At 43.4% G+C, this 22,953-nt stretch carries 18 protein-coding genes and 1 rRNA gene; 18 read left to right on the top strand and 1 reads right to left on the bottom strand.

All coding sequences use genetic code 11. The features are described from left to right. The first annotated feature begins 488 nt into the window (after positions 1 to 488). The 16 genes from AC1XTG_RS25510 (at position 489) to AC1XTG_RS25435 (ending at position 19,377) form a co-directional block, all read left to right on the top strand. Positions 489 to 1,910, top strand: a complete 1,422-nt coding sequence (locus tag AC1XTG_RS25510) for an anthranilate synthase component I family protein (protein ID WP_484843883.1) — start codon at positions 489 to 491, stop codon at positions 1,908 to 1,910. 72 nt (positions 1,911 to 1,982) lie between these two features. Further along, on the top strand, positions 1,983 to 2,549 hold the full coding sequence (locus AC1XTG_RS25505; RefSeq protein ID WP_484843882.1) for an anthranilate synthase component II: 567 nt from the start codon (positions 1,983 to 1,985) through the stop codon (positions 2,547 to 2,549). A 42-nt stretch (positions 2,550 to 2,591) separates the two neighbouring features. Continuing rightward, positions 2,592 to 3,581 carry an anthranilate phosphoribosyltransferase gene (trpD, locus tag AC1XTG_RS25500; protein WP_484843881.1) on the top strand — a complete coding sequence of 330 codons (990 nt, stop codon included), beginning with the start codon at positions 2,592 to 2,594 and terminating at the stop codon, positions 3,579 to 3,581. Between the two features lie 45 nt (positions 3,582 to 3,626). After that, positions 3,627 to 4,445 carry an indole-3-glycerol phosphate synthase TrpC gene (gene trpC / locus AC1XTG_RS25495; protein WP_056292366.1) on the top strand — a complete coding sequence of 273 codons (819 nt, stop codon included), beginning with the start codon at positions 3,627 to 3,629 and terminating at the stop codon, positions 4,443 to 4,445. Further along, complete coding sequence (locus tag AC1XTG_RS25490; protein ID WP_056292367.1) at positions 4,442 to 5,092, top strand: phosphoribosylanthranilate isomerase; 651 nt, start codon at positions 4,442 to 4,444, stop codon at positions 5,090 to 5,092. The genes trpC and AC1XTG_RS25490 overlap by 4 nt, the downstream gene beginning before the upstream one ends. A gap of 6 nt (positions 5,093 to 5,098) precedes the next feature. Next, complete coding sequence (gene trpB, locus AC1XTG_RS25485) at positions 5,099 to 6,298, top strand: tryptophan synthase subunit beta (RefSeq protein ID WP_484843880.1); 1,200 nt, start codon at positions 5,099 to 5,101, stop codon at positions 6,296 to 6,298. 21 nt (positions 6,299 to 6,319) lie between these two features. Then, on the top strand, positions 6,320 to 6,520 hold the full coding sequence (locus tag AC1XTG_RS25480) for a hypothetical protein (RefSeq protein WP_056292372.1): 201 nt from the start codon (positions 6,320 to 6,322) through the stop codon (positions 6,518 to 6,520). 70 nt (positions 6,521 to 6,590) lie between these two features. Further along, complete coding sequence (locus AC1XTG_RS25475; RefSeq protein WP_056292396.1) at positions 6,591 to 6,950, top strand: Dabb family protein; 360 nt, start codon at positions 6,591 to 6,593, stop codon at positions 6,948 to 6,950. After that, positions 6,947 to 7,750: a tryptophan synthase subunit alpha gene (gene trpA / locus AC1XTG_RS25470; RefSeq protein ID WP_484843879.1), complete on the top strand. Its 804-nt coding sequence runs from the start codon at positions 6,947 to 6,949 to the stop codon at positions 7,748 to 7,750. Before AC1XTG_RS25475 ends, trpA begins: the two co-directional genes overlap by 4 nt. 97 nt (positions 7,751 to 7,847) lie before the next feature. Beyond that, the gene (locus AC1XTG_RS25465) at positions 7,848 to 8,579 is read left to right on the top strand and encodes a porin family protein (RefSeq protein WP_484843878.1); all 732 of its coding nucleotides are present in this window, start codon (positions 7,848 to 7,850) and stop codon (positions 8,577 to 8,579) included. Between the two features lie 126 nt (positions 8,580 to 8,705). Beyond that, positions 8,706 to 12,026 (top strand): DUF4175 family protein, encoded by a 3,321-nt coding sequence (locus AC1XTG_RS25460; protein WP_484843884.1) that lies wholly within the window; start codon positions 8,706 to 8,708, stop codon positions 12,024 to 12,026. 193 nt (positions 12,027 to 12,219) lie between these two features. Continuing rightward, a complete protein-coding gene (gene ybeY, locus AC1XTG_RS25455; RefSeq protein WP_484843877.1) occupies positions 12,220 to 12,633 on the top strand; it encodes an rRNA maturation RNase YbeY in 414 nt (137 codons plus the stop codon). A 54-nt stretch (positions 12,634 to 12,687) separates the two neighbouring features. Next, complete coding sequence (gene mnmG, locus AC1XTG_RS25450; RefSeq protein ID WP_056292382.1) at positions 12,688 to 14,550, top strand: tRNA uridine-5-carboxymethylaminomethyl(34) synthesis enzyme MnmG; 1,863 nt, start codon at positions 12,688 to 12,690, stop codon at positions 14,548 to 14,550. After that, on the top strand, positions 14,551 to 15,447 hold the full coding sequence (locus tag AC1XTG_RS25445; protein ID WP_056292385.1) for a class I SAM-dependent methyltransferase: 897 nt from the start codon (positions 14,551 to 14,553) through the stop codon (positions 15,445 to 15,447). It abuts the gene before it with no gap. A 66-nt stretch (positions 15,448 to 15,513) separates the two neighbouring features. Then, positions 15,514 to 17,121, top strand: coding sequence for an Ig-like domain-containing domain (locus AC1XTG_RS25440; RefSeq protein WP_484843876.1), 1,608 nt, complete (start codon positions 15,514 to 15,516; stop codon positions 17,119 to 17,121). A 441-nt stretch (positions 17,122 to 17,562) separates the two neighbouring features. Continuing rightward, entirely contained in the window at positions 17,563 to 19,377 is a 1,815-nt protein-coding gene (locus tag AC1XTG_RS25435) for a tetratricopeptide repeat protein (RefSeq protein ID WP_484843875.1), read from the top strand. A 127-nt stretch (positions 19,378 to 19,504) separates the two neighbouring features. On the opposite strand, the gene thrC is transcribed toward AC1XTG_RS25435, so the two are convergent. Continuing rightward, positions 19,505 to 20,815 carry a threonine synthase gene (thrC, locus tag AC1XTG_RS25430; protein ID WP_484843874.1) on the bottom strand — a complete coding sequence of 437 codons (1,311 nt, stop codon included), beginning with the start codon at positions 20,813 to 20,815 and terminating at the stop codon, positions 19,505 to 19,507. 190 nt (positions 20,816 to 21,005) lie between these two features. Here thrC and pruA point away from each other — a divergent pair, with 190 nt between their 5' ends. Both pruA and AC1XTG_RS25420 read left to right on the top strand, forming a co-directional pair. Next, positions 21,006 to 22,637, top strand: a complete 1,632-nt coding sequence (pruA, locus tag AC1XTG_RS25425) for an L-glutamate gamma-semialdehyde dehydrogenase (RefSeq protein ID WP_484843873.1) — start codon at positions 21,006 to 21,008, stop codon at positions 22,635 to 22,637. A 246-nt stretch (positions 22,638 to 22,883) separates the two neighbouring features. Next, positions 22,884 to 22,953 (top strand): 16S ribosomal RNA (locus tag AC1XTG_RS25420); the annotation flags it as partial.

Raw genomic sequence — 22,953 nt, 5'->3', positions numbered from 1 at the left:
AGCCCAGAACCGCCGATGATACTTGGATCAAACCTGGTAAAGTAAGCGGGGCGCGTAGCCTGGTCGCCACAATACCAACACAATTAAAAGCCCCGCAGAAATGTGGGGCTTTTTTTGTGCTTAGCAGGCTGCCCCCGAACATGTAACTGTATTTTTCCCGACAGTTCTTAAATACTACTGCAAAAAGCAAGAAATTAGATTAATCCATAGGCAATCAGGCTGCAGTAAGATCCAGTCCATTCGAATATGTATAGTCACTAACCGATATTTTTTCAAAATTTTTGATAGATCTTGTTTTTATTTATATTTGCCTAACTGAATACAAAGACTCCAAAGATGAAAACAGTAAATACTATATGGTGGTGGCGTGCACGTCTTAACAAGATGGACGAGTAGGCTATTGTATGGTATAAGATATACTTTCAAACGGCTCGCTGTTCATCTGACAGCGAGCCGTTTTTTTTATGCACTTTTTGAAATGATCACCCATGAATACTGAAGAAAAGAAATACCTTATTACCACCAGATTTAAGAAATTACTAGCTGATACACTTACCCCCGTATCTATTTATCTCAAACTGCGGGATCGTTTTGTGAATACTATCCTGCTCGAAAGTTCAGATTACCACGGGAACGAAAACTCATTTACTTATATCTGCTGTGATCCGGTAGCTTCTTTCAAACTAAACTCAGGCATTGTAACTCAGCAATTCCCCGATGGAGAGGTTACTGATTACCAACTTCCCAACCAAAAAGACGCTGTACAGGCTCTTTATGCCTTTGCCCAAAGTTTTCAATCGGAAAAATCAATATTCCCCTTTATAACTAATGGATTGTTTGGTCACATGACCTACGATGCAGTAACGTACTTTGAGGATATAGAGATACAACCAGCAAGCCCTGAGACTGCTATCGATCAAATCTTTTACCAGGTTTACAGATACGTTATTGCCATCAATCACTTCAAAAACGAGCTATATATATTTGAGCATCAGTATGGAAGTGAAGTGGATGACAACGGTTTCGAGCAAATTGAAATTCTCATCAAAAACAGAAATTTTCCTAAATACGGATTTTCAGCTGTCTCTGATGAAACTTCCAATGTTACAGATGACGAGATGCGCGCTGTAATCCAGAAAGGGATCGATCACTGCCTTCGCGGCGATGTATTCCAGATCGTACCTTCAAGGAGGTTCAGCCACGCATTCCAGGGTGATGAATTCAATGTTTACCGCGCTCTGAGATCAATTAATCCTTCCCCTTATCTCTTCTATTTCGACTACGGGAGCTATAAGATTTTTGGCTCTTCGCCCGAAAAACAGATTTTTATCAAAAAAGGCCAGGCTGAAATCCATCCTATTGCCGGCACTTTCAAGAGAACGGGAGATGACCTGGCTGATGCAGAAGCAGCACAGCAACTTTTAAACGATCCGAAGGAAACAGCAGAGCATGTAATGCTTGTCGATCTTGCGAGAAATGACCTTAGCAGAAGTTGTGACGAAGTAAAGGTTACCAATTACAAGGAGGTTCAATACTACTCTCACGTGATCCATTTGGTATCCAAAGTAGTGGGCAAGATGAAGAAAGATGTTAATCCGCTACAATTAGTCGCAGATACTTTCCCGGCAGGAACATTATCCGGAGCTCCAAAGCATAATGCAATGAAGCTCATTGATCAAATGGAGACCAGTAACCGCAGCATTTACGGCGGAGCTATCGGTTTTATGGATTTTAATGGCGACTTCAACCACGCAATTGCCATCAGAACATTCCTGAGTAAGGATAATACATTGTTTTTCAGAGCAGGAATGGGTGTTGTGGCCAAGTCAGACGTAGAAAGTGAATTGCAGGAAATCAATAACAAACTTGCTGCTCTTCGCCAGGCTATTAAGGTTGCACAGGAAATTTAGAATCGGAGAAAGTCCTGCATCTGTGTTTCTGGACTACCAAGTAATATACAATCCATTTGAAGCGATCATAAAATGAAAATTCTGGTTCTCGATAATTACGATTCATTCACATACAACCTGGTCTATATCCTGCGTGAACTGCACGACCAAGTAGATATTTTTCGAAATGATAAGATCAGCCTCGATGAAGTATCCGAATATGACAAAATTCTACTTTCGCCAGGGCCTGGAATACCTTCCGAAGCAGGTATAATGCACGAGCTTATTCGTGAGTTTGGCCCCACTAAGAGCATACTGGGCGTCTGCCTGGGCCACCAGGGAATTGGGGAGGTTTATGGCGCTACACTCGAGAACATGACAGATGTACTGCATGGAATCAGTGACACAGCCATCGTTACAGACAGCAGTGAACGAATCTTTAAGGGCCTTCCAGCCGAAATCAAAGTCGGGAGATACCATTCCTGGACTGTTATCCCGGAATCTTTTACCGAAGATCTGACCATTACCGCAGTTGACGAGAAAGGAAGGGTAATGGGACTTTCACACAAGAAATATGACGTTAAGGGCGTGCAGTTCCATCCGGAGTCGATACTAACAGAGCACGGTAAAGAAATGCTTGAAAACTGGTTGAAAATTTAAAAAACCCTCGTAGTTCAATAATCAATAAGTAGTATAGTAAGCATGAAAAATATTCTTAGTCACTTGTTTGAGTACAAAATGCTTAGCAAGGAGCAGGCAAAAGACGTGTTGCTGGGAATTAGTACCGGCAAATATTCAAACTCTGAAATCGCATCATTCCTGACCATCTATGCGATGCGCAGTATTACGGTGGAAGAACTGGAAGGTTTCAGGGACGCAATGCTTGAACTCTGCCTCTCTCTTGATCTCTCTGCTTACGATCCGATCGACGTTTGCGGGACCGGCGGTGATGGAAAGGATACATTCAATATATCAACCCTGTCGTGCTTTGTTGTCGCCGGTACCGGACAGAAGGTTGCCAAACACGGTAATCATGGAGTGTCTTCGCTTTGCGGCTCCTCAACAGTGCTTGAATATCTGGGCGCCACATTCACGAATGACAAAGGATACCTGGAAAAAAAGATATCAGAAGCTGGTGTTTGCTTCTTGCACGCACCTCTTTTTCATCCTGCAATGAAAAATGTAGCGCCTGTCCGCCGCGAACTTGGGATCAAAACTTTCTTCAATATGCTGGGTCCGATGGTCAATCCGGTATCTCCCAAAAAGCAGCTTGTAGGGGTGTTTAGTCTTGAATTAGCGCGTCTTTTTGCTTATCTTTACCAACAAACGGATAAGAAATTTTTAGTTCTTCACGCGTTAGACGGATACGACGAAGTGTCATTAACAGGCCCTTTTAAAGTCATCACTGCTCAATATGAGCAGATCTTTTCCCCCTCTGATTTAGGGCTACAAACCTTGCGCGCACAGGATTTGTCCGGTGGTCAGACTGTCAAGGAATCTGCTGAGATTTTCATGAATGTTTTGAATGATAACGCGACGCCTTCCCAGAAGCAGGCGGTGATCGCAAATGCGGCATTAGCCTTGCATTGCGCTAACCCAAATCTGGCGCTGACCGATGCCGTGGCTGCTGCCCGTGAATCTTTGGAGAGTAAAAAGGCGTTATATAGTTTTAAAAAGCTGGTTGAAGCTTAGCAACAACCGGTCTCAGGCATAAAATAAGAGTTATCAGGCCCTTAGATGAATATATTAGAGAAAATAATTGCCCGTAAAAAGATCGAAGTACTCGAATCAAAGAAAGAGAAGTCCTTCTCTGATCTTGAAAAGGAGATTTATTTCTCTAAATCCACCCATTCGCTGGCAAAAGCTTTAAGAGCGGCAACAAATCCGCAAATCATATCTGAATTCAAACGGAAATCTCCTTCCAAAGGCATTATAAATGATCAGGTAAGTCCAGAGGTTGTTACACGTGACTACGTCAATGCAGGCGCTGTGGCACTTTCTGTGTTGACCGACGTCGATTTTTTCGGCGGATCTTTCAACGATTTCCTTAAAGCACGCGAAGCTAATCCATCCATTCCTATGCTGCGCAAGGATTTTATCGTAGATGAGTACCAGCTTTTTGAGGCGAAAGCAATGGGTGCTGATGTAATTCTGTTGATTGCGGCTTGTCTGACGCCTCAGGAAGTCGCGTTTTTAAGCCACAGAGCGCATGAACTTGGGCTTGACGTGTTGTTGGAGGTCCATAATGAAGAAGAGCTGCTGGAGACCCTTAACGATAGCGTTGATATTGTGGGAGTGAACAACCGTAATTTGAAGACTTTCGAAACAGCTATTGAAACGTCGGTTGCATTAAGTAGCATGATCCCCGATTCTTTTGTCAAGATTTCAGAGAGCGGTTTGAAGGATGCAGAAACAATTACCAGATTATACCAGAACGGATATAAAGGTTTCCTGATCGGTGAAACATTTATGAAAACAGTAAATCCTGGCGCCGCACTAGCTGATTTACAAAAGGATATAACTCAACATAGCAATTTAAATCCCCTGTTTCTATGAAAATTAAAGTTTGCGGATTACGCCAGCAAAGTAACATTGAAGAGGTGGTCGCCCTTAAACCTAACTTTATCGGATTCATCTTTTACGAAAAATCCCCCCGCTTTGTTGGTGAAGAAATTAGTGAAGAATATATCAGGAGCATTCCTCAAAGCATTAAAAAAGTAGGCGTATTCGTGAATGCAAGCCCCGGCCACATTCTGAATATGGTCAAAAAGTACGATTTGCAGTACGCGCAGCTTCATGGAAATGAAATGCCCGACATTTGCCGCAGCATTCGTCAAAAGGGCGTGAGTGTGATCAAAGCTTTCTCGATCAATGCGCAGTTCAACTTCGCAATGCTCAATAATTACAAATCATTCTGCGATCTTTTCCTGTTTGATACTGCCGGTGCCAACCCGGGCGGGAACGGTACATCGTTTGACTGGAACCTGCTAAAAAAATACGACAACGAAAAGCCATTCTTCCTAAGCGGAGGTATCGGGCTGGATAACATAGAAGAGATCATTGAATTGTCAAAAACACTGCCTATTTACGGCATCGACGTAAACAGCAAGTTTGAAACAGAGCCGGGCATCAAAGACATTTCCAAATTGCAGGAATTGTTTGATCTGATCCGGATCAAAGAAAAAGAGGAAGCAGAAGCCTAAATTCTTATGGAAGATATAGCAGAAAAGACATCTTATCAGGTAGATAAAAATGGTTATTACGGGAGGTTCGGAGGTGCATTCATTCCTGAGATGCTATACCCGAACGTACAGGAATTGCGGGAAAATTATTTACAGATAATTGATGATCCTTCCTTCCAAAAAGCATACAGCGATTTACTACGCGACTATGTAGGCCGGCCGACACCGCTGTACAGGGCTAATCGTCTTTCTGAAAAGTACCAGACCAATATATTCCTGAAAAGGGAAGACCTATGCCATACCGGCGCACATAAGGTTAACAATACCATTGGCCAGATATTAATGGCGCAGCGACTTGGAAAAAAGCGCATCGTCGCTGAAACAGGCGCTGGCCAGCATGGTGTGGCTACTGCCACTGTTTGCGCCTTAATGGACCTGGAATGTATTGTGTATATGGGCGAGCTCGATATCGAGCGCCAGGCACCTAATGTGGCACGCATGAAAATGCTGGGGGCTGAGGTAAGACCAGCTACCTGTGGTTCCAGAACCCTGAAAGACGCTACCAATGAAGCAATGCGCCACTGGATCAATAATCCCGTTGATACACATTATATCATCGGTTCAGTAGTTGGTCCTCATCCTTACCCGGACATGGTAGCACGTTTTCAGTCTATCATTTCAGAAGAAATTAAATGGCAGCTCAAAGCCCATATCGGCAAAGAAACTCCCGACTACGTGGTTGCCTGCGTAGGTGGCGGCAGCAATGCAGCGGGCGCATTCTATCATTTCCTTGACGATGAAAATGTGAGGCTTGTGGCAGTAGAAGCCGCAGGACTGGGCATTTCTTCCGGGCACTCCGCAGCTACAACTGCGCTGGGTAAGCCGGGTGTGCTGCATGGTAGCAGAACCATTTTAATGCAAACAGAAGACGGTCAGGTAGTGGAACCATTTTCCATCTCGGCCGGCCTTGATTATCCGGGCATCGGACCGCAACACGCATATCTCTATGACAGCGGCAGAGGGACATTCTTGTCCGCTACCGACGAGGAGGCTGTGCAGGCTGCATTTGAACTAACGCGCCTGGAAGGCATTATTCCTGCCCTGGAATCATCGCACGCGCTGGCTATTCTGGGAAGGCTGGGCGCAACAAAGAATGAAACCGTAGTACTTAATCTTTCCGGAAGGGGAGATAAGGATATGGCTACTTATATGAAATACATCGATTGATCTCACCTAAATATAACGTCTATGGCTACATTAACGCTACCGGAAGTTTTTGATTTAAGATTGAAAATTAAGGAGTTAGAAGAAAAAATTAATTCCGGAGAGTTGTCTTTGTTTGAAAGATGTGATTTTGAAGACGAAGTACTCGAACTGAAAGAAAAGTTGGGAGAATTTGACCGTCTGAAATTCAGTGACGAAGGTGAGTGCCTCAACTGCTCTGCGTAGCCAAATGCATTCCCATTTTTTACTATCTAAACTCAAAACAATGAATTTCAAGCAGGTTTTATTTGCATGCATGTTCCTGATCGGATCTGCTACATTCGTTTCCGCACAAACCACAACTTCCAAGAAAATGCTACGTCACGTTGTTCTCTTCAAATTTAAAGATTCAGCAACTCCTGCCCAGGTAAAAGAAGTTGAAGATGCATTCAGGGCGCTTCCTTCTAAAATAAAAGAGATTAAAGGATTAGAGTGGGGTACCAATAACAGTCCCGAAGGTTTGTCACAAGGTTTTACGCACGTGTTTTTTGTCACATTTGACAGTGAGGCAGGTCGTGAAGTATATCTTCCTCATCCTGATCACAAAGCTTTTGGTAAAGTCTTGGGCCCGCACCTGGACAAAGTATTGGTAGTAGATTACTGGGTAAAAGAATGAACCGGATTACAGCACTTTTTCAGCAGGGACAGCCAAACGGTGAGGGACTGTTGAATGTATATTTTACAGCAGGCTTCCCTGAACTGAACGATACTATGCGTGTTTTGCAGGCTTTGCAGGACGGGAGTGCCGATTTGGTTGAAATAGGAATGCCTTATTCCGATCCCGTCGCCGACGGCGAGACGATTCAAAAAAGCAATGACCGGGCACTGGAAAACGGTATGTCTGTGAAGGTACTTTTTGAACAGCTTAAAAACATGCGCGAGAAGATCACCGTGCCTGTGCTTTTAATGGGATACGTCAATCCTGTTTTGCAGTATGGAGTGGAAGATTTTTGCCGCTCTTGTGCCGAGGTGGGCGTAGACGGGTTGATTTTACCCGATATGCCGATGGACGTGTACCTGAATGAATACAAGTCCATTTTTGATTCTTACGGTTTGTTAAATATCTTTTTGATTACGCCGCAGACCTCAGAATCGCGTATAAGGCAAATAGATGAGATCAGTGAGGGTTTCATCTACACCGTCTCTTCTGCGAGCGTGACAGGCTCAAAATCGGGCGTTAGCGCAGATATGGAATCCTATTTCAGCAGGCTAAATGCGATGAACCTGCGCAATCCAAGGTTAATCGGCTTTGGTATCCAGGATAATGCTACTTTCCGGAAGGCTTCTAGCCAGGCGGCCGGCGCTATTATCGGGAGTGCATTTATCCGTGTTTTGCAGAATTCTACCGATCTGGAACAGGATATCAAGTCTTTTGTAAGATCAGTTAAGAATGCGCCGGAGGCTGTTGAGATTTAGCCGACGGTCAATTTGAATTTTCTTCAGGCATCACTTTTTTACAAACAACCCCGACGGGTTGTTTGTTTTTTTATCTAAAAAACTGGTGCAAATGAAAATGAAATTTCTTCTTAGCTCTCTACTGTTTCTCTGTTCCATCCAGTTGTATGCGCAGGTCAAATTGGATCTGGAAGGCGGATTGGTACTGGGTACAAATTACAATAAAGTCAGGATACCGAATGTCGGCGGTACTATCGTGAACCTGCCGGAAGATCTGAGTATAGATCCAAAGGTTTTTTATCGGATCAGGGCGGGTTATACCATCGCAAAAAGACACAACATTTCGCTTCTGTACGCGCCACTGACAGTTACTTACCAGGGCAATTTCAACAGGAATATCAATTTCAACAACACGACTTTCCTGGCTGGCCAGCCTGTTAAGGTGCATTACAAATTTAATTCTTACCGCCTTACTTATCGATACGATCTTATTTCACGGGCTCGCGCGCAGGTAGGAGTGGGACTTACGGCCAAAATCAGAGACGCAGATGTACGCTTTCAAAATGAATCCTCAGACGCGCACTTCGATAACCTGGGGTTTGTTCCGCTGATCAATTTCTACGTCGCATTGAAGCCGTCTTACCGGTGGTCTGTCATCCTGGAAGGTGATGCGCTTGCTTCAAAACAGGGTCGCGCAGAGGACATATTTGCAGGCGTTGCTTACCAGCTCAACAACAAACTGGGCGTGAAGCTGGGCTACCGGGTTGTGGAAGGTGGTGCTGATGTCGATGATGTTTACAATTTCAACTGGATCAATTACGCCTCAGCCGGGTTATTAATTACATTATAATATCACGGTAATTCACTATATTTCTTCGTTTATAGCATATGCAGGAAGCTGGTAATTTTTGCTTCCTGCATACGTTATAAGTCCACAGTTATAACGAGGATAGATATGGCACCTTTCACTCCGGCAATGGAAGGCCTGTTGCTGCGCATTCAGGAATACCGTCAAAAATATTATCAAAATCAGTTACTGAAAGGCATCATCTTCTCGCTGGGCCTTTTGCTGACTGTCTTTTTGTTTTTCAATACCATCGAATACTTTGGGCGGTTCAGCTCGGTTGTGCGCGGAATGCTTTTCTTCGGCTTTCTGGCTGTGCTTGTATTTTCGGTATTTCAATGGGTTGTCCAGCCCTTGATTCATTTGTCAGGCCTAAAAAAGCCGATTTCTGATGAGGCTGCTGCATTGCAAATCGGGCAGTATTTTCCGGAGATCGGCGACAAACTGGTGAATACCTTGCAATTGAGAAGCTTGTCGGGCAGCCAGTCAGACCTGATTGAAGCCAGTATCAAACAGAAATCCAATCAACTCCTCATAGTCCGCTTTTCCGATGCGATACGCTTCAATGAGAACAGGAAACGCATTAAATATGCGATATATCCGCTGGCTGCAATTGCAGTAATTTTGTTGTTTAACCCTGCTTTTTTCTCTTCAAGCTCTGACCGGATTATCCATTTTCAGAAAAACTATACTTACGCTCCATTCTCATTTGTTCTTCAAAACAAAAATCTGAAAGCATTCCGGAACGAAGACTTTACATTAAAACTAAAACTGGAAGGTGAGGCGCTGCCGGCTGCTGTGTACCTGGTACAAAACGGCTCCCGCTTTAAACTTACTTCAGAGGGGAACCGCTCTTTTGCTTATACCTTCAAAAATCTGCAGCGTGATGTAACTTTCTCTTTCGACGCTGCGGGCTTTGCTTCTGACGAGTACCGCATTGATGTAAATGAGCGGCCTTCGCTGCTGTCCTTTGATGTAAACCTGCATTATCCGGCTTACCTGAATAAACCTTCGGAGGGACTGAGTAACGTCGGCAATTTATCAGTTCCAGAGGGTACTACCATTGAATGGGACTTCAATACCGCGTCCACCAATTCACTTGCGATCAAATTCGAAAATGATTCTGCTTTGTACCAGGCGAAAGAAAGTAGCGGTGAACATTTCCATATCCGCAAGTCAGTCAGAAGATCCGCGCAGTATCAGGTAAGTTTGAAAAATGATGAGACAACGAACGCAGACAAGATTGGCTATTTCATCAATGTTATTCCTGATAAACACCCGGTTTTAACACTCGAAAATTTCCAGGATACCACGCTATATAATTACCTTGTGCTAGGCGGCTCGATCAGCGACGATTACGGGTTTTCTCAGCTCAAAATGTTCTACACTGTGAACCGGTCGGGGCAGAAGGAAGCTTCTCAACCCAAAGGAATTCCCATCCCATTTAACAAAACAGTCAATACACAGAGCTTTTTCTTCCAGTGGTATGTAGACAGCCTGAAACTCGCGCCTGGCGACAAGATCGAATACTACGCACAGGTTTGGGATAACGACGGCATCAATGGCGCCAAAAGTGCTCGCTCGCGCTCCATTCAGTTTACAGTTCCTTCCAAGGATCAGCTCGAAGCTGAGATCAAAAAGTCTGAACAGGAAACTGAGAACCAGATCCAGTCTGCGATGAAAAAGGCGCAGAATCTTCAAAAAGATATCGAAAACCTGGATAACCGGCTTAAAAGCAACAAAGAGCTTGATTTCAAGGAGCAGAAGCAAATTGAAGAGGTACTGCGCAAGCGGGAGGAGCTGATGAAAGAATTGCAGGCTTTGCAGGAAAAACATCAGAATTCGAATGAGAAGTCCCGGCAGTTTAACCAACAAAGTCCGGAGCTGCAAAACAAGATCGAGCAGCTTCAAAAGCTGATGAATGCTTTGATGGATGAGAATACCGACAAGCTCTATAAGGATCTGAAAAAGCTTTTGGAACAAAAACAAAGTGAGCGGATGTCCAGCCTTATGGAAAAGCTCAAGAACAAGGAGAACAACCTTGAAAAGGAGTTGGAACGGACCATGAAGCTTTTCAAGCAAATGCAGCTTGAACAGAAAATGGAAAATCTGGTGGACAAGCTCAATGATCTTGCGGAGAAAGAAGATATGCTTGCTGAAAAGACAGAGCTAAATGACAAAAACAAAAACCAGGAAGATAAAGCTGGTAAGAATGAAGAACTAAAAAAAGAGCAGGAAAAAATCCAGGAGGATTTTCAAAAGGCGCAGGATAATGCGAAGGAAATCGAAAAAATGGGGGAGGAACTTGAAAAACCTGTTGATACCCAGAAGGAAGAGCAAAAAGGTGCTGCTGAGCAGATGGAAGAAGCTAAGGCGCAACTAGCAAGGCAACAGAATAAAAAAGCGTCCATGGCCCAGAAAAAGGCCGCAGAATCAATGAAGAAAATGTCGCAGTCCATGGAAGAATCCATGGAAGCTGCGGAAATGGAACAGATGCAGGAAAACATGGATGATTTGCGTGACATTCTTGAGAACCTGATTACACTTTCTTTCGATCAGGAAGCATTGATGAAAGATTTCAAAGGTGTAAGCCTGCAAGATCCGCGGTTTGTCAAGCTTGGCCAGCAGCAACTGAAATTGAAGGACGACGCCAAAATAGTAGAAGACAGTCTCTATTCCCTGGCAGGTCGCGCCGAGCAGATCCAGGCATTTATCACCCGGGAGCTCAACGATATGAAATCCTACATGGATGAAAGTGTGAAAAGCATTAAAGACAGGCAGATCAATTCCGCAACATCGAAACAACAATCTGCGATGACTTCAATGAATAACCTGGCATTGATGTTAAGCGACGTTTTTAACCAGATGCAGCAACAAATGGCAATGGCGATGCCAGGAGCAGGAAAGGGAAAAAAAGGCAAGCAAAAGGGCAACTCTCCGGGTATGGGAGAAATGCAGGAAAAACTGAATGGGCAGATCAAGCAACTTGGTGAGGGCAAAGAGGGGCAGGGTAACAGCTCTGAAAAGCTGGCGAGAATGGCGGCTGAGCAAGCCGCTATCCGTAAGATGATCCAGGATCTGATGGAATCTCAGAAAGGCTCGGAAGTTGGAAAGCAGATGGGCAAGGAGCTGCAGGAGATTGCGGACAAAATGGATGAGACCGAGACAGACCTCGTGAACAAACGCATTACACCAGAGCTGATCAAGCGTAACCAGGAAATTACAACACGCCTGCTTGAATCTGAAAAAGCAATGAAGGAGCAGGACGAGGATGAACAGCGCAAGGCGCAAAGTGCAAAACAGCAGCCACGCCAGCCACCTGCTGCATTCGAAAAATATATTCGCGAAAAGGAAAAGCAAACGGAACTGCTGCGCACGATCCCGCCTACATTCTCTCCATTCTACAAGAGAGAGGTGGATACTTACTTCCGCAAGTACCAGGCAAAGAACTGATCAAAGGCGGTTCTTGTTGAACCAGCAGGCGAGGTTTTAACACGTTTTAAGAAAACGCTGATGACAACCGTAGCTTGCTGGTTCTTTTGTTATGAATATCCTTGCTATTTTTGTAAAATATTTATCATCAAATCTTTACGTCGAAGCAAGTAACCGGTAAGCCAGTTATGTTTGACAAAGTTTCCAAAAAAGCATGCTGAATTTCTTCTCCGAAGACGTAGAATTTAACCTCACGCGTCCTCTAAAAACCAAGAAATGGTTAAAATTAACCTCAGAATCAGAGGGTTACATTGTTGGTGAATTGAATTACATATTTTGCTCCGATGATTACCTTCTGGAAATCAATAAAGAGTACCTCAACCACGATTATTATACGGACATTATTACGTTTGATAACAGTGAAGAAGAGAAGCAACTGGATGGTGACATATACGTCAGCGTCGACAGAGTGAGGGAAAATTCAGAAACGTTTCAGGTGGATTTTGAGACAGAACTAAGGCGCGTGCTTGTGCACGGATTGCTGCATTTAATGGGCTATGGCGACTCCAATGATGAAGAGAAGGCTTTGATGAGGGAGAAGGAAAATCAACATCTTACACGCTTCTAATTAAATTTCCACGTGGAACACTTTAACTAAAGTGGTTTAACAAGAATACAAATTATGTTTCAAGAATATGACGTGATAGTAGTAGGAGCGGGGCACGCGGGATGTGAGGCAGCTGCGGCTGCAGCTACGATGGGCTCTAAGGTACTGCTGATTACAATGAACATGCATACCATCGCGCAAATGTCCTGTAACCCCGCAATGGGCGGCGTTGCGAAAGGACAGATCGTCCGTGAAATTGATGCATTAGGAGGACAGTCTGGTATCGTGAGTGACAAGACAATGATTCAGTTCCGGATGCTTAATCTTTCAAAAGGTCCTGCTATGTGGAGCCCGCGCTGCCAGAGCGATCGCGCACTCTTTGCAACCGAATGGAGGAACATTCTCGAGAATAATCCCAATGTTGACTTCTGGCAGGATACAGCCAAAGAGCTTATTATTGAAAATGGAGCAGCGAGAGGTGTAAAAACCAGTCTTGGTATCGAGATCAAATCCAAGTCTGTTGTTCTTACCAATGGTACATTCCTGAATGGACTGATCCATATTGGCGAGAAGAACTTTGGTGGCGGGCGTACCGGAGAGAAGTCTGCTACAGGGCTCACTGAGCAGCTTGTTCAACTCGGATTTGAAGCAGGACGAATGAAAACCGGAACGCCGCCACGCGTAGATGGCCGATCACTCGACTACTCTAAAATGGAGGAGCAACCTGGTGACGAGAAGCCAGCCAAGTTCTCTTACACGGATACAAAGCCACTGGCTAAGCAACGGAGCTGCTGGATTACTTACACCAACCAGGAAGTACATGATGTTCTGAAAACCGGCTTTGAAAAATCGCCTATGTTTTCGGGCCGCATTAAGGGGCTTGGACCAAGATATTGCCCGTCTGTCGAAGACAAGATCAACCGTTTTGCAGATAAAGACCGTCACCAGATCTTCGTTGAACCGGAAGGGTGGGATACTGTGGAAGTATATGTAAATGGTTTTTCGACCTCGTTACCTGAGGACGTTCAATACGCCGCATTACGGAAAATTCCAGGTTTTGAAAATGCAAAAATGTTCCGCCCGGGCTATGCCATCGAGTATGATTACTTTCCGCCCACACAGCTAAAATCAACCCTTGAAACACACCTGATCAAGAATCTATTTTTTGCCGGGCAAATTAATGGAACTACGGGCTATGAAGAAGCAGCTTGTCAGGGTTTGATGGCAGGTATCAATGCGCATCAAAATGTAAACGAACTCGAACCCTTTGTACTGAAAAGATCGGAAGCTTACATTGGCGTACTCATCGACGATCTGATCAACAAAGGCACTGAGGAACCATACCGGATGTTTACCTCCCGAGCTGAGTACCGCACATTGCTCCGCCAGGACAATGCTGATATCAGATTAACTCAGAAGGGGTACGAAATTGGTTTGGCTAGCCAGGACAGATTGGATGCTGTTCATAAAAAACAACAGGAAGTTACGGCTATCATTTCAACGCTTTCGTCCAATAAAGTTACCCCGGAAGAAATCAACGATACACTTGAATCACTCGGCACTGCGCAACTCAGAGAAAAAGTGGCTGTTGCTCAGTTGCTGAAACGTCCGCAGATTTCCATTGAAAAACTGGCAGAACACAGTCCGATTATAGCAGATCTGATCAAGGATTTCAGCCTGGAATCCGTTCAGCAAGCCGAGATAAATCTCAAATATGACAGCTATATAGAGAAAGAAATGCTGCTGGTTGAAAAGATGAACAAGTTGGAAAATCTGAGCATCATCGAGAACTTCAACTATGACGTGGTTACCTCGCTATCCTTTGAAGGGCGTGAGAAGCTGAAACGCACGCGCCCTGCCACAATAGGACAGGCTTCCAGAATCAGCGGCGTGAGTCCATCAGATATATCCGTTTTAATGCTTTATATAGGTCGATAATTGGAAACAATAATTAATTGCCCGGTTTGCCAGAATACCAACTTCCACGAACATTTAACCGTCGTGGACTACACAGTTTCGAAAGAAAAATTTCAGATTCAGGAATGCGGATCCTGCCATTTCCTATTCACTAATCCACGGCCAGCTGAGCAGGAGATAGGCTCGTATTATGAGTCGCAGGACTATATTTCCCATCATGATGATTCCAAAGATCTGATGAGCCGGGTGTATACATCCGTACGGGATTATACTATTCAGCAGAAAATAAAGCTGATTAACCAACACTCCCAGCAGAAAGGTACATTACTGGATATTGGTTGCGGAACGGGCAGCTTTGCCAAGTCTATTCAGGATAATGGCTGGCGGGTCTTTGGAACTGAGCCGGACTCAGGTGCAAGAAAAGTGGCAGCAGAACGAATTGGGGCTACTGTTTACACTGACATTTTTCAACCGGAAATAGGTGCTCAAACGTATGATACTATTACGATGTGGCACGTTCTGGAACATGTTCACAAGCTGAATGAAACTGTCGATTGGTTAACTGAGCACCTCAGCAAAACGGGAGTACTTGTCATTGCTGTACCAAATCCTGACTCCTACGATGCTCAAAAATACAAGCAGCAATGGGCAGCTTACGATGTACCGAGGCATTTGTACCACTTCACCAAAGGCAGCATGAAACTGCTTATGGAGAAGCACGGAATGGAAGTAAAAGAGACACTCCCGATGTGGTTTGATTCGTTTTACGTGAGTATGCTCAGTACCAAATACCAGAAGCAAAAAATCGATCTGGCAGATAGTATAATCACTGGCCTCACATCTAACTGGAAAGGAAGAACGTCGCCACAAAGAGCAATTAATACATCGAGCATTATTTACATTATCAAAAAGAAATAACATCTAAACGCATTGTTTCAGCCCCTGTACCAACCATGTACCGGGGCTTTTTAAATACTACTGATTATGATCCGGACCATTCTGTTTGCCCTTCTTTTTTTGTTTTTATTCGATCGTTGCGCCCAGCAGGTTTCGCCTACGGGAGGAAAGAAAGATTCCATCCCGCCTAATCTGGTAGAAAGCGTCCCAGTTAACAAAACCTTGAACTTTAAAGGCAAAAAGGTAGAGCTGTTTTTTGATGAATATGTGGTTGTAGATAACATCAATCAAAAGCTGGTAATTACCCCGGAGGCAGATAATCCCTATTCCTACAAACTGAATGGAACATCGGTGCTGCTGACATTCAAAAACAACTTTAAAGACAGTACTACATTCACATTGAATTTTGGAGACGCTATTAAGGACTTTGCTGAAAAAAATCCGTCAAAAAACCTGAAAATTGTCTTTAGTACAGGCTCCTCGCTCGACTCCGGGAGGGTATATGGGGTGGTTAAGGATATTCAGACTAACAAGCCCATTTTCGACGCGCTGGTGGGCCTTTACAACATCAGCGATACGCTCGATATAGCGAAGCAAAAACCTTATTATTTCTCCAGAACCGATAGCAGTGGCGTATTCTCTATTGAAAATATTCAAACCAAAACTTTCAAGCTTGTCGCAATTGATGATAAGAACAGAAATATGCTGTACAATGCAAGAGACGAACGCACTGGCTTCCTGAACGAGAATGTAACTGCCGGCGTAGATTCTATCTCCTACAATATCTCCATGTATTTGTCGGATAACACACCCTTGAAGATCCAGAGAACCACTCCGCGCGTCAACAACTATGCAGTCATTTTCAGTAAACCGGTTGAGAAAGTCGACGTGACTTTTATGAACAAGGATACCCTTCCGTATTTGCTTGAACAAGGTACTTCGCTCAAATTTTTCAATGTTCAACCACACCCTGACTCCACATTAGTAAAGCTTGTCGCAACGGACTCGCTCGGCACAACTACGGAATTTGAACAAAAAATCGCCTTTCAGCAGCCAAGAGGGAAGGAGCGTCAAAAAGATCCATTCTCTTTAACAACACTACCAGAATCGAACAAACCTCTTGAAAATACATTCACCTACAAACTGATATTAAACAAGCCGGTTCAATACCTGGACGACAAAAAGATCACATTGATTACAGACAGCCTGTCTCATGAGCCGCTCAGCTCGTTCAAATGGGAGTGGAATGCAAATCACAATATTGTACTCATTAATGCGAAATCCTTCGCCAAAGACTCTATTAAATGGGATATACCAAAAGGTTCCGTAATCAGTGTAGAGGGGGATACACTCGCCCGAATGTTCATCAAGCACCCTGTTCTTAACGCTGAGGATTTCGGAATAATCAGGGGCAAGGTAGTCAACGCTGACACGGCGAGCAACTATATCGTAGAACTCGTAGATGAGCAATTCAAGCTGATCAGCCGCATTCAAAATACAACCTACAATTTTCAGAATATACCACAGGGAAAGTACCTACTGCGTGTCATTGTAGACAAAAACAAAAATCAAAAATGGGATACGGGCGAAATGGCCAAGGGCCGGCAACCGGAAGCTATCTACTATTTGCCTGATAAGGTCATGTTAAAGGCCAATTTCGAGCTCAATGACATCAACATTGTCATTCCTAAATGAAATTTAATGAAAAGTTATCCCTAGAGTGTGGATAACTATGTGAATAAGCCGCGAATTTTGTTGGTAAGGGGTATGATTTTGTGGATAAGTCTGTGAATAACTCGGAAAAAGCGTTGATAAATATCCGGTCTTCTACCTCCAGTGGATAAAATACAAGCTAACCTTGAGTTAACAGCCTGTTGATACACAGTTGAGAATGTGGATTAATCAAAACAGGCTACGAGAATCACTTATCCACACTCTTTTCTTCCCCGAATAATGTTTACATTGTCATTCAGCTTATTAGATGTTGACTTCTTCCAAAAGTTATCCTCATTCATTCCTTAAGTTATTAACAAATTGTGGATAACTATGTGGATCTTAAGTGGACAAACGTTTTATCTACATATCCACAGCGCTAGAGAACAATAGTAATTAAAAACAAAAAGTCTTTTTTCTATTATGAGAAAGGTATGCGAGTTGCTGATAATAGTTTTGATTATTGCGGCCGTGGCGGGAGCGGCGCGGGCCCAGAGCGAAAAGGAAATGGCCGAGGAGTACTTCAAAAACGGAGATTGCGCGAAAGCATTAACCTATTACAACAATCTTCTCAAGACTAGCTTCGAGAAATCCTCTCTCAAGAACTACACCAGTTGTATCATCAAAATAAAAGACTGGTCTGCTGCTGAACAATTCTATAAGAAACAGATCAAAGCCGACGCCGGGAATGCAAGCTGGTATTACCTGTACTGGGGAATGCTGCTGGAAGCGCAGGGAAAGCCGCAGGAGGCTTCTAAAAAGAATGAGCAGGCCGTGGTATCATCAGGTGCTAAAATCGAGCTCAAACGTGATTTGGCTGAGGAATTCCGTAATATAAGTCAGCCTGAATGGGCCAAGAATATCCTCCTGGAAGCGAGGGAATCCATCAAGCGAAACGACATTTTCCAGTTGGAACTGGCGAGTGTCTACCGGGATCTTAATCAGCCCGAGAAGATGATAGATGAATTGTTATCTTATGGGATGCGGTACCAGAACACGGAGGTGGTACAGAACATGCTTCAGGATTTCACAAAGGATGAGAAGGAGCAGGCTTTATTAGAGAAAGTACTGTATGATAAAATTCAGAAGTTCCCTAACGAAGGTTTTTACAACGAATTGCTGATTTGGTACCAGATTCAGAAAAAGGACTTTTACAAAGCATTTATTCAGGAAAGAGCTTTGGACAGACGGTTCAAGCACAATGGGGCCAGGCTCTATAATCTTGGAATGCTCGCATTGCAGAACCTGGATTACCAGAATGCCGGTACCATTTTCGATCATTTGGTAAAAGAATATCCGAAGGGTCAGCTCTATCCTGTGTCACGGCGAATGGCCATTTTCGCCAGGGAAGAGCAGGTAAAAAATACGTATCCGATCAAGCGCGGAGAGGTTCAGAAATTGCTCGGTCAATACCAGGAGTTGGTCGATGAGCTTGGCGTTAACGTACGTACAATAGAAGCCCTTAGAAACATGGCAATCCTCTATGCATTCTACATGGATGATTTTAAGAAAGCGACCGAAACACTTCAGATCGCGATAGAGGCAGGGAAGCAGGAGAAGAATTTCGTAGACAAATGCAAGCTTGATCTGGGTGACATTTATTTACTTCAGGGAGAACCGTGGGAGGCTACACTGGTGTATTCACAAGTTGAAAAATCGCAGAAGGATGATCTGCTCGGTTATGAAGCAAAGCTGAGAAATGCTAAGCTCCATTATTTCAAAGGAGAATTTGAGTTGGCGAAAGCAGTACTTGACATTTTAAAGAAGGCAACATCAAGAGAAATTGCAAATGACGCCAATAATTTGTCTCTCCTTATCATGGATAACACAGGCCTGGATAGTACCGAAACTGCAATGAAACGCTATTCGGCGGTGGAGCTTCAATTGTTTCAAAATAAAAAATACGAAGCGATAGATTCTCTTAAGAGTTTGTATCAGCAGTATCAAAGTCACAGTTTGATAGATGAGATTGTTTGGCTCACTGCTAAAACTTACATTAAGCTTGACAGTAACCAGCAAGCTCTCGAAAGTCTCAAACTGTTATACTCAAAGTTCGGTCACGACATTTATGGAGATGATGCATTGTTTGCTATGGCAAAGCTTTATCAGGAAAAGTTGAATGATAAAGAACAATCGATGAAGCTTTACCAGGAACTGATGGAAAAGTATCCGGGTAGCATCTTCGTGGCGGAATCGAGAAAACGTTTCCGGATCCTGCGTGGTGATGTGATTAATTAAGATATTGGCAGCAAATGTAAAAGCGGTAAAAAGTGTATGCTTTTGACCGCTTTTACATTTGCATATTTCAGAGTCAGACCCGATCAGCTTCCGTCCATTTAAATCTCAGGCGGTACAAAAAGCAGACTTACAATGCTAACTCATTCAATAATAAGTTTTTAAAGTCTTCAAAGGTTGGCTCCATTTGTACTGCTACTTTTTCAATATGGAGCAAAGATTCGAGTCTTGCCGGGATTTCAATGCTTTTTCCCAAAGTTTGTTCTACCAGGTCGATAAATTTGGCTGGATGAGCGGTTGAAAGAAAAACTCCTGTAAAATCAGCACCTGACTCTTTACGATATTTCTGCAATCCCAGGTAGGCAACTGCAGTATGAGGACACATTACATAATTTGTACTTTCAAAAACCTCCCGCATGGCTTGCTGCGTTTCTTCATCGGTGAAGAAGGTACCCGAAATTTTTTCGGTCACCAATTTCCAGTCGTCACCGAAAAATCTTTGTAACCTAACAAAGTTGCTGGGGTTGCCGACATCCATGGCATTTGAAATTGTTTCAATGGAAGGGTGTGGGTCGTATAGTCCTGACGTCAGATATCTGGGAACTGCATTGTTCAGGTTAGTAGACGCCACGAAATGTTCAACAGGTAGTCCCATTCTAAAAGCGAGGACGCCCGCGCTCAAATTTCCGAAGTTGCCGCTTGGTACAGAAAAGACAATTGGTTTGCCTAACTTCTTCAACTGGGCAAAAGCAGAGAAGAAATAAAATGATTGAGGAATCAATCGTGCAATATTGATCGAGTTAGCTGATGCAAGATTATAATGTTGCCGAAGTTCAGGATCCAGAAAAGCTTCTTTTACCAGTTTCTGGCAATCATCGAAAGTACCATTAACCTCAATGGCAGTAACGTTGTGACCGAGCGTAGTTAATTGTTTTTCTTGTATCTCACTTACTTTTCCACTTGGATACAAGATTGTGACACTGATACCAGGTACTTGATAGAACCCCTGTGCAACAGCTCCTCCGGTATCTCCTGATGTAGCAACCAGAATTTTTATTTCCCTGTCTGATTTGAGAAGGAAGTGCGACATTACCGCAGCCATAAATCTGGCACCAAAGTCTTTAAAAGCCATTGACGGCCCATGGAAAAGCTCCAAAACATAATCTTCAGGTGCAATCCCGACAATCGGAGCCTCGAAATCGTAGGCGTGTTCTATAATGTTTTCTAGCTCACTTCTGGTAATTTCGCCTTCAAACAGGGTAGTCGCAACTTCAACAGCAATTTCCTTGAACGAACGATTTTCTATATCTGCCAGAAAACCCTCTGATATTTTGGGAATATACTCTGGCATGTAAAGACCGTTATCTGGTGGCAAGCTGTTAAAAATTGCTTCTTCCAGAGAGGCTTTCAAGGCTGCATTTTTGGTGCTGTGAAATATCATTTTAGTAAAATCTGGTTCTTCGTTAAGGACAGCAAATTTAGTTAAAATACCTGCGCTAAGCGATTGGAGATTCTGATATCAGGAAACCGATTGCACAGTCATTGATGTTATTGGTACCAGACCTTCCGTTTAGTTCTTTAAAATAAGTCTTTCAATATATTTTCATTTAACAATCTACAGACTAAATAATATGTCGATAGGTATTTTCAATGTTCCGGCAGCTAAAAATGAGCCGGTTAAGAACTATGCTCCCGGAAGCCCGGAAAGAGCATTATTAAAGAAAGCGCTTGAAAAGGCAAGATCAAAAGTGATCGATATTCCACAATACATTGGTTCAGAGGAAATCTTTTCAGGTAACAAAAAGAAAATAGCACCACCTCACGATCATCAGCATCTACTGGGTTACTTTCATGAGGGGAATGCAGATGACGTTAGTAAGGCGATAAAAACAGCATTAGAAGCGCGGCACGAATGGGCTTCGCTAAACTGGGAGCAGCGTGCCGCTATTTTCCTGAAGGCAGCCGACTTAATAGCTGGTCCATACAGAGCAGAAATCAATGCAGCAACGATGCTGGGACAATCGAAAAATGCTTATCAGGCTGAGATTGACTCAGCGTGTGAGATCATTGATTTCCTGCGACTCAATGTAAATTTCATGCGTGATATCTATGAAGAGCAGCCCATTTCATCAGATGGTGTCTGGAACCGCATGGAGTATCGTCCTTTGGAGGGATTTGTGTTTGCAATTACCCCTTTTAATTTTACTGCAATTGCCGGAAATTTACCTGCTGCGCCTGCATTGATGGGAAACGTAGTGTTATGGAAGCCTGCATTTACTCAGGTTTACTCTGCAAATGTGCTCATGAAAGTCTTCAAAGAAGCAGGTCTTCCCGACGGAGTTATTAATATGATCCTGGTCGACGGACCTATTGCCGGGGATATTATTTTCAAACATCCTGATTTCTCCGGGATTCATTTTACAGGAAGTACAAAGGTTTTTCAGAACATATGGAAGACGATCGGAGAGAATATAGGCGTGTATAAATCCTTCCCGAGAATTGTTGGTGAAACCGGCGGAAAGGATTTTGTGCTTGCACACAAGTCAGCTGATCCGCAAGCATTAGCCACAGCTTTAATAAGGGGAGCGTTTGAATATCAGGGACAAAAATGTTCAGCTGCATCAAGGGCTTATATTCCGGCTAATCTGTGGGACGATGTTAAGGCTTTAATGCTTAAAGATCTTTCTGAGATCGAAATGGGCGGTGTCGAAGATTTTGGCAACTTTATCAATGCTGTGATTGATGAGAGATCATTTGATAAAATTGCTACCTATATAGATGGAGTGAAAACAAGTAATGATGCTGAAATTATTGCCGGAGGGACGTTTGACAAATCTCAGGGCTATTTTGTACACCCTACGATCATTCGTGCATTCAAACCCGATTATATCACGATGTGCGAAGAGATTTTCGGCCCTGTGTTGACGGTATATATATATGATGAAAATAATTTTGACGAAATCATCAAGGTTATTGATCAGACATCGCCGTATGCTTTGACCGGCGCAGTGTTTTCCAGAGACCGGTATGCTATACAATATGCAACGGAGAAGCTGGTTAATTCGGCTGGAAACTTTTACATCAATGATAAGCCCACAGGCGCAGTTGTAGGGCAACAACCTTTTGGGGGTGCACGCGGATCTGGGACTAATGATAAAGCTGGTTCAGTTTTAAACTTGCTTCGATGGGTTTCACCTAGGGCCATTAAAGAAACCCTGATTTCGCCTACAAATTACAAATATCCCTTCTTGGAGCGCGGATAATTGTATGTAGCTCAGTTAAAATTTTCTTTAATAAAGAACTTCATAAAAATGGAAGTTTTTTTCTAGCTGAGTATTGCAACCGAATTTTTTTTTGCTACCTTTGCAATCCCAATCGCAAACAGAGCAAGAGAAAAGAAGTAAAGAAAGCGTGATTGGCACTGTTCTTTGACATGATGAGATAAACCAAAGGAGTAAGAAAAACTCGTTTGAATAGAATTAAGCTACTATTAGTAGCAAGCAATATTTACAATGGAGAGTTTGATCCTGGCTCAGGATGAACGCTAGCGGCAGGCTTAATACATGCAAGGCGAAGGGG

The sequence above is a fragment of the Dyadobacter sp. HNCC25DJ183 genome (assembly GCF_056895175.1).
This window is presented reverse-complemented; position numbering and strand designations above follow the sequence as displayed.

What these genes read in the sequence shown, in the direction of transcription:
- AC1XTG_RS25510 (WP_484843883.1), top strand. Translation starts at nt 489, where the DNA reads ATGAATACTGAAGAAAAGAAATACCTTATTACCACCAGATTTAAGAAA.
- AC1XTG_RS25505 (WP_484843882.1), top strand. Translation starts at nt 1,983, where the DNA reads ATGAAAATTCTGGTTCTCGATAATTACGATTCATTCACATACAACCTG.
- trpD (WP_484843881.1), top strand. Translation starts at nt 2,592, where the DNA reads ATGAAAAATATTCTTAGTCACTTGTTTGAGTACAAAATGCTTAGCAAG.
- trpC (WP_056292366.1), top strand. Translation starts at nt 3,627, where the DNA reads ATGAATATATTAGAGAAAATAATTGCCCGTAAAAAGATCGAAGTACTC.
- AC1XTG_RS25490 (WP_056292367.1), top strand. Translation starts at nt 4,442, where the DNA reads ATGAAAATTAAAGTTTGCGGATTACGCCAGCAAAGTAACATTGAAGAG.
- trpB (WP_484843880.1), top strand. Translation starts at nt 5,099, where the DNA reads ATGGAAGATATAGCAGAAAAGACATCTTATCAGGTAGATAAAAATGGT.
- AC1XTG_RS25480 (WP_056292372.1), top strand. Translation starts at nt 6,320, where the DNA reads ATGGCTACATTAACGCTACCGGAAGTTTTTGATTTAAGATTGAAAATT.
- AC1XTG_RS25475 (WP_056292396.1), top strand. Translation starts at nt 6,591, where the DNA reads ATGTTCCTGATCGGATCTGCTACATTCGTTTCCGCACAAACCACAACT.
- trpA (WP_484843879.1), top strand. Translation starts at nt 6,947, where the DNA reads ATGAACCGGATTACAGCACTTTTTCAGCAGGGACAGCCAAACGGTGAG.
- AC1XTG_RS25465 (WP_484843878.1), top strand. Translation starts at nt 7,848, where the DNA reads ATGAAATTTCTTCTTAGCTCTCTACTGTTTCTCTGTTCCATCCAGTTG.
- AC1XTG_RS25460 (WP_484843884.1), top strand. Translation starts at nt 8,706, where the DNA reads ATGGAAGGCCTGTTGCTGCGCATTCAGGAATACCGTCAAAAATATTAT.
- ybeY (WP_484843877.1), top strand. Translation starts at nt 12,220, where the DNA reads ATGCTGAATTTCTTCTCCGAAGACGTAGAATTTAACCTCACGCGTCCT.
- mnmG (WP_056292382.1), top strand. Translation starts at nt 12,688, where the DNA reads ATGTTTCAAGAATATGACGTGATAGTAGTAGGAGCGGGGCACGCGGGA.
- AC1XTG_RS25440 (WP_484843876.1), top strand. Translation starts at nt 15,514, where the DNA reads ATGATCCGGACCATTCTGTTTGCCCTTCTTTTTTTGTTTTTATTCGAT.
- AC1XTG_RS25435 (WP_484843875.1), top strand. Translation starts at nt 17,563, where the DNA reads ATGAGAAAGGTATGCGAGTTGCTGATAATAGTTTTGATTATTGCGGCC.
- thrC (WP_484843874.1), bottom strand. Translation starts at nt 20,815, where the DNA reads ATGATATTTCACAGCACCAAAAATGCAGCCTTGAAAGCCTCTCTGGAA.
- pruA (WP_484843873.1), top strand. Translation starts at nt 21,006, where the DNA reads ATGTCGATAGGTATTTTCAATGTTCCGGCAGCTAAAAATGAGCCGGTT.